General features: G+C 75.7%; 8 protein-coding genes. 5 read left to right on the top strand and 3 right to left on the bottom strand.

Annotation, left to right across the window (positions count from 1 at the left end; genetic code table 11):
* Positions 1-116 precede the first annotated feature (116 nt).
* Complete coding sequence (locus tag ACI79L_RS18465; RefSeq protein WP_456938174.1) at positions 117-1280, bottom strand: RtcB family protein; 1164 nt, start codon at positions 1278-1280, stop codon at positions 117-119.
* A gap of 172 nt (positions 1281-1452) precedes the next feature.
* Here ACI79L_RS18465 and ACI79L_RS18460 point away from each other — a divergent pair, with 172 nt between their 5' ends.
* The 3 genes from ACI79L_RS18460 to ACI79L_RS18450 all read left to right on the top strand — a co-directional run bounded on the left by ACI79L_RS18460 (position 1453) and on the right by ACI79L_RS18450 (position 3677).
* The gene (locus ACI79L_RS18460) at positions 1453-1884 is read left to right on the top strand and encodes an ester cyclase (RefSeq protein WP_456938173.1); all 432 of its coding nucleotides are present in this window, start codon (positions 1453-1455) and stop codon (positions 1882-1884) included.
* 125 nt (positions 1885-2009) lie between these two features.
* Positions 2010-2975, top strand: coding sequence for a TIGR03557 family F420-dependent LLM class oxidoreductase (locus ACI79L_RS18455; protein WP_456938172.1), 966 nt, complete (start codon positions 2010-2012; stop codon positions 2973-2975).
* Positions 2976-3077: 102 nt separating this feature from the next.
* Positions 3078-3677, top strand: a complete 600-nt coding sequence (locus ACI79L_RS18450) for an HD domain-containing protein (protein ID WP_456938171.1) — start codon at positions 3078-3080, stop codon at positions 3675-3677.
* Positions 3678-3756: 79 nt separating this feature from the next.
* Here ACI79L_RS18450 and ACI79L_RS18445 read toward each other — a convergent pair whose 3' ends face one another.
* Positions 3757-4185 carry an ATP-binding protein gene (locus ACI79L_RS18445; RefSeq protein WP_456938170.1) on the bottom strand — a complete coding sequence of 143 codons (429 nt, stop codon included), beginning with the start codon at positions 4183-4185 and terminating at the stop codon, positions 3757-3759.
* A 68-nt stretch (positions 4186-4253) separates the two neighbouring features.
* On the opposite strand from ACI79L_RS18445, the gene ACI79L_RS18440 reads away from it, so the two are divergent.
* Positions 4254-4604, top strand: a complete 351-nt coding sequence (locus ACI79L_RS18440) for an STAS domain-containing protein (protein ID WP_456938169.1) — start codon at positions 4254-4256, stop codon at positions 4602-4604.
* A gap of 11 nt (positions 4605-4615) precedes the next feature.
* Positions 4616-6871, top strand: coding sequence for a SpoIIE family protein phosphatase (locus tag ACI79L_RS18435; protein ID WP_456938168.1), 2256 nt, complete (start codon positions 4616-4618; stop codon positions 6869-6871).
* Here ACI79L_RS18435 and ilvA read toward each other — a convergent pair.
* Positions 6868-8169, bottom strand: a complete 1302-nt coding sequence (gene ilvA / locus ACI79L_RS18430) for a threonine ammonia-lyase IlvA (RefSeq protein ID WP_456938167.1) — start codon at positions 8167-8169, stop codon at positions 6868-6870. The genes ACI79L_RS18435 and ilvA overlap by 4 nt on opposite strands.
* Between the last annotated feature and the right edge of the window lie 14 nt (positions 8170-8183).

Here is an 8183-nt window from a genome sequence, read left to right as displayed (position 1 = left end):
CGTAGAGCCGGGTGTACTCCTCCAGGTCGCGCACCTGGGCGCCGCGCTCCACCGCCCTCCCGCGGCGCAGCTCTGCCCACACCGGCGGGGCAGAGCACGAGCACGCGGCAGGGGACTCAGTCGCCCTTGACGTTCACCACCTGGCGCAGCGTGTGCCGGATCTCGACCAGGTCGGCGGCGTCGGCCATGACGACGTCGATGGACTTGTACGCCTCGGGGTGCTCGTCGAGGAAGGCGTCCGAGCGGCCCCAGGCGATGCCGCTCATCCGCCGGTCGAGGTCGGCCCGGCTGAACCGCTTGCGCGCGGCCGACCGGGAGAACGCCCGCCCAGCACCGTGCGGCGCCGAGGTCAGCGACGCGGCGTCGCCCCTCCCGACGACGACGTAGGACGCGGCGCCCATCGAGCCCGGGATGAGCCCCCATTGGCCCGGGCGCGCGGCGATCGCGCCCTTGCGGGACAGCCACACCTCGCGGCCGTAGTGCGACTCCCGCTCGGTGTAGTTGTGGTGGCACTGCACCACCTGCTCCCGCCGGACCTCCTCGGTCATGAAGCGGGACACCTGGTCGGCGACGCGGTCCATCATCTCCTCGCGGTTGAGCGCGGCGAACCGCTGCGCCCAGCGCAGGGCCTCGACGTACGCGTCGAACTCCGGCTCGCCCTCCTCCAGGTAGGCGAGGTCGCGGTCGGGGACGGCGACGCCGCGGGCCCGCGTGCGCTCCTGCGCCACCCGGATGTGCTTGGACGCCAGCTTGTTGCCGACGCCCCGCGAGCCCGAGTGCAGGAACAGCCACACCCGGTCGGCCTCGTCGAGGGACACCTCGATGAAGTGGTTGCCCGAGCCGAGCGAGCCCAGCTGCAGCGGCCAGTCGCGCACGACGCCGTCGGCCTGGTCGGCGCCCGGCATGCCGCGGAGCTCCTCGACCCGCGGCGCGGCCGTGTCGCGCACCTTCCGGTTGGCGCGGCCGGCCGACAGCGGGATCGCCCGCGAGATCTGCTCGTGCAGCACCGCGAGGTTGCGACCGCGGACGTCGTCGCCGGTGAACTGGGTGCGCACGGCCATCATCCCGCAGCCGATGTCCACGCCGACCGCCGCCGGGATGATCGCGCCGTCGGTCGGGATGACCGAGCCGACGGTCGCGCCGAGCCCCAGGTGGGCGTCGGGCATGAGCGCCACGTGCGGGTGGATGAACGGGAGCGAGGCGGTGCGCTCGGCCTGCTCGCGGGTCGCGTCCTCGAGGATCGACGCCCAGCTGAGCAGCCTCTCGCTGATCTTCTCCATGGTCTTTCCGTCTCCAGGGGGCGGCAGAAATGGCCATTTCTGCCGTTCGGGCCGGGGCAGTCAACGCGCTCGGCTCGCGCAGCGCGACCCCATTACCCGCTCCGGAACCGGTTGGGCGCCGCCGGCGTCGGCACTACTCTCGACGCCCCTCACCGACCGAGGGGAGCCGACGATGACCACCACGCTCACGCCCGTCGAGATGGCCGAGCGGTACCTGCGGGGCTGGAACGACCACGACGGGGACGCGGTCGCTGCGGCCTTCGCCGAGGGCGGGACCTACGTGGACCCGAACCTGCCGGAGCCTCTCCCGGAGGTGGCCGTCGCCGGGTACGTCGCCGCTCTGGTCACAGCCCTGCCGGACCTGACCTTCGTCATCGAGGACATCGGCTCCGACGGCTCCCGCGTCTACGCGCGGTGGCGGCTGCAGGGCACCTGGAGCGGGCCGATGCCGGGGTTGCCGGAGCCCACCGGTCGCCGGTGCGACCTCCCGGGGATCGACGTCATCGAGGTCGGCGAGGACGGCGTCACGCGGGTCGTCGGCTACTTCGACCAGAAGACCTTCGCCGAGCAGCTCGGGCTGCGTGTGGACCTCGTCCCGGCCTGAGCCGCGGGGAGGCGCCTCCCGGGCCGCCGGCAGCGGCGGTCCGGGACCCCGGCGTGCCGTTTCCGTTCCGCGGGCCCCGGGCAGCCCTCGTGCGACCGCTGGACCCGACAGTGAGGACGCACGCGATGCAGGTCGGACTGAAGCTCGCCACCGAGGCCTTCCCGCCCGAGGAGATCGTCCGCCAGACGGTGCGGGCCGAGGAGGCGGGCTTCGACTTCGTCGAGATGAGCGACCACTACCACCCGTGGCTCGACGTCCAGGGGCACAGCGGCTTCACCTGGTCGATGCTCGGCGCGATGGCCGCGAAGACCGAGCGGATCGGCCTGGTCACCGGCGTGACCTGCCCGATCATCCGGTACCACCCGGCGGTCATCACCCAGGCCGCGGCCACGGTGCAGATCCTCGCCGAGGGCCGGTTCACCCTCGGCATCGGCGCGGGGGAGCGGCTCAACGAGCACGTCGTCGGCACCGGCTGGCCGGCGGTGCACGTGCGGCACGAGATGCTCCGCGAGGCGCTGCAGATCATCCGGCAGCTGTGGCAGGGCGGCTACCAGACCTTCGAGGGGAAGTACCTGCAGCTCGAGGACGCCCGGGTGTTCGACCTGCCCGACGAGCTCCCGGTCATCGCGGTGGCCAGCGGCGGGCACAACGCCTCGGAGCTGGCCGCGGAGTACGGCGACGGGTTGTTCGCCACCGAGCCCCGCGAGGACCTCGTCGCCGCCTTCCGCGACGCCGGCGGCAAGGGCCCGCTCTACGCCGAGGTGCCGATGGCGTGGGCGCAGGACGAGGAGTCCGCCGTCGAGGAGGCGCTCAGGACCAGCCGCTGGGCGCTCACCGGCTGGAAGGTCATGAGCGAGCTGCCCAACCCGGTCAACTTCGACGCCGCCAGCCAGACGGTGAAGGCCGAGGACATCCGGCAGCAGTTCTCCGTCGGCCCCGACCTCGACGTGCACGTGCAGCAGGCGCAGCCCTACGTCGACGCCGGCTTCGACCACCTCGTCCTGCAGAACGTCGGCCCGGACCCCGACGGCTTCATCGACGCCTGCGCCGGCGGGCTCATCGAGCGGGTCAGGGGACTCACGGCGTCCTGACGCCGTCGTCCCTGCCGGGTTCCGCAACGGACCTGCCAGGGTGCGCGGCGGGCGGGGGAGGAGGGCCCGGCGGCGGTCCGGACGGCGGCACACTCGCCGACCGTGACCGCCTCCCTCCCCGCCCTGCCCGACACCGCCGCCTGCCGCCTCGCGCGGGAGGTGGTGCAGGAGTTCAGCTCACCGGCGCTGGTCAACCACTGCCTGCGCTCCTACCTGTGGGCCGCCGACCACGCCGCCCGGCACGGCATCGCGTTCGACGAGGAGCTGCTGTTCGTCGCGGCGATGGTGCACGACATCGGCCTGGTGCCGGTCTTCGACAGCGCGACCGTGCCGTTCGAGGAGGCCGGCGGGGCGGTCGGGTGGGTGTTCGCCGCGGGCGCGGGCTGGCCGGCCGCGCGGCGGCGCCGGGTCGCGGAGATCGTCGTCGCGCACATGGCGCCGGAGGTCGACGTCGCCGCCGACCCCGAGGGGCACCTGCTGGAGCTGGCCACCGGCCTCGACATCTCCGGCCGCGACCCGGACGCCTGGCCGGCCGACCTGCGCGCCGCCGTCCTCGCGGAGCACCCGCGGCTGGGCCTCATCGGCGAGTTCGTCGCCTGCTTCGAGGACCAGGCCCGACGCAAGCCGGACTCGCTGGCCGGCCGGTTCTCGGCCAACGGCTTCGCCGCCCGCGCCCGGGCCAACCCCCTGGACGCGCAGTAGTCGCTCGTCCGTTTCTCTCCTCGGCCCCCTGCAGGGGCCCGCCGCGAGCGTGCGAGCGGTGGGGGCAGGGGGTCCTCGATCAGTTCTGGTCGAGCAGGCGCAGCGACGGGCGGCTGGTCAGCCGCTTCTCCAGGCTGACGCAGTGCCGGCCCTCGGGGTCGAGGCGGAAGTCCAGCCGGTCGACCAGCGCCTGCATGAGCGCGAGCCCCGCGCCGCGCTCGCCGTCGAGGCCCGGCCGGGTGGCCGCCTCCGCGGGGTCGAAGCCGGTGCCGTCGTCGACCACGGTGATCCGGCACAGCGCCCGGTCGATCTCCACCGACACCTGGTACTCGGTGTGGTCCCCGGCGTGCTGGACGACGTTCGCGCAGGCCTCGGTGAGCGCGAGCGTCGTCTCCTCGACGACGGCCTGCTCGATCCGCAGGTGCTGGAGCGCCTGCCGGCACAGGCCGCGGACGAAGGGCACGCTGTCGACGTCGACGGGCAGCCGGACGGTGAACGCGATGTCCATGCCGAGCCCCCTCCCGTGACGGCGCGTACGCTCCTCGGGTCCGTTCCGGGTACCGAGGGAGCCTGATCGTGCTGTTCGCCGTCGACCGCGTGGCGGTGAACGGGCGGCCCGCGCTGAGGGTACGCGGTGAACTCGACATCGCCACGGTGGCGCTCCTCGCCGCGTACGTCGACGACGAACTGGCCACCCACCCGCGGTCCCTGGTCATCGACCTGACCGCCACCGTCTTCATGGACTCCTCCGGCGCCCGGCAGCTGGTCCGTGCCGCCAAGCAGGCCGCCGCGGCCGGGACCGCGCTGCAGGTCGTCTGCCCGCGGGCCAACCAGCCGGTGCGCATGGTCATCGACCTGCTGGACCTGTCCCGCCTGGTGCCGGTCGTGGAGTCGGCGAGCCTGACCGACGGGGAGGTCGGGTCGTAGGGTCGGCCGCGATGACCGCGACCGAGAGCCCCGCCGCGACCCCGCCGTCCCCGGGTCCCGACCCGCTCCGCAGCCGGGTCGACGACGAGGCGCTCGCCCGCTGCGCCGAGGAGCCGATCGCCGTCCCCGGCGCGATCCAGCCGCACGGCGCGCTGCTCGCCGTCACCGAGCCCGATCTCGCCGTCGTCGTCGCCTCGGCCAACGCCGTCGACGTCCTCGGCACCGACCCCACCGGCCGCACGCTGGCCGACCTGCTGACCCCCGCCGAGCTCGACCGGCTGCGGGCGGCGCTGGCCGCGGACCTCGCCGAGGCCGGCCCGCTGCGGGTGGCGCCGGCCGGCAGCGAGCTGGACCTGGTCCTGTCCCGCAGCGGCGACCTGCTGGTCACCGAGTGGGAGCCGGTCGCCGGCGCCGGGCAGGCCGGCGCGGCCTGGCACCGGCGGCTGCCGACGGTGCTGCAGCGACTGTCCGCGCCGACGTCGCTGGAGGGGCTGACCGCCGTGCTGGCCCGCGAGGTGCGGGCGCTGACCCGCTTCGACCGGGTGATGGTCTACCGCTTCGACGCCGAGTGGAACGGCGAGGTGGTCGCCGAGGACCGGCGGGCGGACCTCGAGCCCTTCCTCGGCCTGCACTACCCGGCCAGTGACATCCCCGCCCAGGCCCGCGCGCTCTACGCCACCAACTGGATGCGGCTGATCCCCGACGCCACGTACACGCCGGTGCCGCTGGACCCGCCCCTGGTCCCGGGGACGGGGCGGCCGCTGGACCTGTCCGGCGCGATGCTGCGCAGCGTCTCGCCGGTGCACCTGGAGTACCTGGCCAACATGGGCGTCACCGCGTCGATGTCGGTGTCGCTCATCGACCGCGGCAGGCTCTGGGGCCTGATCTCCTGCCACGGCTACAGCGGCGCGCACCGCCCCTCCTACGCCGACCGCACCGCCGCGGAGTTCCTCGGCCGCACCGCCTCGCTGCTGCTGCACACCACCGTCGAGGCCGGCGAGCGCGACCGGGTGGTCGCCGTCGCGCAGCGGGAGGCCGAGCTGGTGGCCGCGATCGGCCGCACGCCGCGCACCCCCGCGGCCGCGCTCGCCGACGGCGACCTCACCGCGCTGGACCTGCTGCCCGCCGCCGGCGCCGCGGTCCGCCTCGACGGGCGGCTGCACCTGCTGGGGCGCACCCCGCCGGACGGCCGGGTCGCCGCCGTCGTCCCCGCGGTGCTGCGGGCCGGCGGGGCCACCGACCGGCTCACCCTCGCGCTGCCCGGCTTCGACGACCTCGCCGACGACGCCAGCGGCGTGCTCGCCGTCGAGGTCGGCGGCGGGCGCGGCGACTTCCTCGCCTGGTTCCGCCCCGAGACCCCGCGCGAGGTCAGCTGGGGCGGCGACCCGGGCACGTCGAAGGTCACCGACGGGCGGCTGTCCCCGCGCCGCTCGTTCGCCCGCTGGACCGAGACCGTGCGCGGCACCGCCCGCCCCTGGCACGAGCACGAGGTGGCCGCCGCCCGCGCGCTGGCCACCCACCTCGGCGAGGCGGTGCTCGCCCGCGCCGGCGAGGACGACCGGCTCTCGGCCGCGCTGCAGCGCACCCTGCTGCTGGAGGAGCTGCCCAAGGTGCCCGGCGTCGCGCTCGGCGCGCGGTACCGGCCGAGCGAGGCCGACGTCGTCGGCGGCGACTGGTACGACCTGGTGCCGCTGCCCAGCGGCCGGCTGGCCGTGGTGCTCGGCGACGTCGCCGGGCACGGCCTGACCGCCGCGTCGGTCACCGCCCAGCTGCGGCACGCGCTGCGCGCCGCGCTGCTGCGCGACGAGGGCCCGGCCGCGGCGCTGGCCGAGCTCAACCGGCTGGTCGCCGCGCTGCTGCCGGGGGAGATGGCGACCGCGCAGGTCGTCCAGCTGGACCCGCGCAGCGGGGAGCTGGCGCTGGCCAACGCCGGGCACCTGCCCGCCGTGCACGCCCGCGACGGCGCCGCGCGGCTGGTCACCGACGGGCGCGGGCCGGCGCTCGGCCTGCTCGACGACGCCGACTACCCCGAGGTGGCGCTGCGGCTGGACGCCGGCGACCGGCTGCTGCTCTACAGCGACGGGCTGGTCGAGCGGCGCGACCGCCCGCTGCCCGAGGGCATGGAGGCGGTGCGCGCGGCCGTGGCGGGGCTGGCCGGGGAGCCGCAGGACGTCGTGGACGGCGTCGTCGCGGCGCTGGACCCGGCGGGCGCCGACGACGTCACCGTGGTGGGGCTGGCCCGGGTCCAGCCCGGGGCGCCGCTCTAGCCCGGGGCGCCGCCGCGGACGAGGTAGCGGTAGGCCGGGGAGTCCGGCGCCAGGTGCTGGATGCGCAGCGGGCTGGCGGCGATCCGGTCGAGCAGGCCGGGCAGTGTGGAGGCGGCGCCGAGCTCGATGCCGGTGAGCGCGGCGCCGGTCTCCCGGTTGTCCCGCTTGACGTACTCGAACAGCACGATGTCGTCGTCGGGGCCGAGGACGTCGTCGAGGAAGCGGCGCAGCGCGCCGGGCTCCTGGGGGAACTCGACGAGGAAGTAGTGCTTGAGGCCCTGGTGGACCAGGGAGCGCTCGATGACCTCGGCGTACCGGCTGACGTCGTTGTTGCCGCCGGACAGCACGCAGACCACCGTCTGCCCCGGCTCGACCCGCACGGTGCCGCCGGTGACCGCGGCCGACGCCAGGGCGCCCGCGGGCTCGGCGATGATCCCGTCGACCTGGTAGAGGTCGAGCATCTCGGTGCAGACCTGCCCCTCGGGGACGGCGACCAGCTCGGCGCCGCAGTCGCGCACCAGCGGGTGGGTGACGGTGCCGGCCCGCCGGACCGCGGCGCCGTCGACGAAGGTGTCGATCTCGGGCAGCTCGACCGGCCGCCCGGCGGCCAGGGCCGCGGCCATGCTCGCCGCGCCCGCCGGTTCCACCCCGACCAGCCGGGTGCCGGGGGCGGCCTGCGCCAGCCAGGTGCCGCAGCCGGCCAGCAGCCCGCCGCCGCCGAGCGGCAGGACGACGACGTCGGGCGCGCGGCCGCCGAGCTGGTCGAGCACCTCCACCGCGACGGTCGCCTGCCCGACGACGACCGGCCAGGCGTCGAACGCCGGGACCAGCGTGGCGCCGGTCGCGCGGGCGTGCGCCGCGGCGGCGGCCGCGGCGTCGTCGTAGGTGTCGCCGGTGACGACCAGCTCGACGGTGTCCCCGCCGAGGGCCTGGATGCGGGCGCGCTTCTGCCGCGGCGTCGTGCCGGGGACGACGACCGCGCCGCGCACGCCGAGTGCCCGGCAGGCGTACGCGACGCCCTGGCCGTGGTTGCCGGCGCTCGCGCAGACGACCCCGGCGGCGCGGGCGGCGGCGTCGAGCCGGCTGATCGTGTTGTAGGCGCCGCGGACCTTGTACGACCGGCCGACCTGCAGGTCCTCCCGCTTGAGCCAGATGTCGGCGCCGGTGAGCGCGGACAGCCGCTCGTTGCGCTGCAGCGGTGTGCGCTCGGCGACCCCGGCCAGCCGGCCGACCGCGTCGCGCACGTCGGCGGCGAAGTCCCGGATCGCGGTCGCCTCGGTCGTCCCGGCGGTGCTCACGGTGCTCCATCCTG

This window comes from Geodermatophilus sp. SYSU D00684 (genome assembly GCF_054050455.1).
Note: the sequence above shows the minus strand (reverse complement) of the source record. Positions and strands in the feature narration are given on the sequence as shown.

Bases quoted from the DNA above. Each gene is read 5' to 3' on its own strand.
- ACI79L_RS18435 (WP_456938168.1), top strand. From the start codon at position 4,616: ATGACCGCGACCGAGAGCCCCGCCGCGACCCCGCCGTCCCCGGGTCCC.
- ACI79L_RS18455 (WP_456938172.1), top strand. From the start codon at position 2,010: ATGCAGGTCGGACTGAAGCTCGCCACCGAGGCCTTCCCGCCCGAGGAG.
- ACI79L_RS18445 (WP_456938170.1), bottom strand. From the start codon at position 4,185: ATGGACATCGCGTTCACCGTCCGGCTGCCCGTCGACGTCGACAGCGTG.
- ACI79L_RS18460 (WP_456938173.1), top strand. From the start codon at position 1,453: ATGACCACCACGCTCACGCCCGTCGAGATGGCCGAGCGGTACCTGCGG.
- ACI79L_RS18465 (WP_456938174.1), bottom strand. From the start codon at position 1,280: ATGGAGAAGATCAGCGAGAGGCTGCTCAGCTGGGCGTCGATCCTCGAG.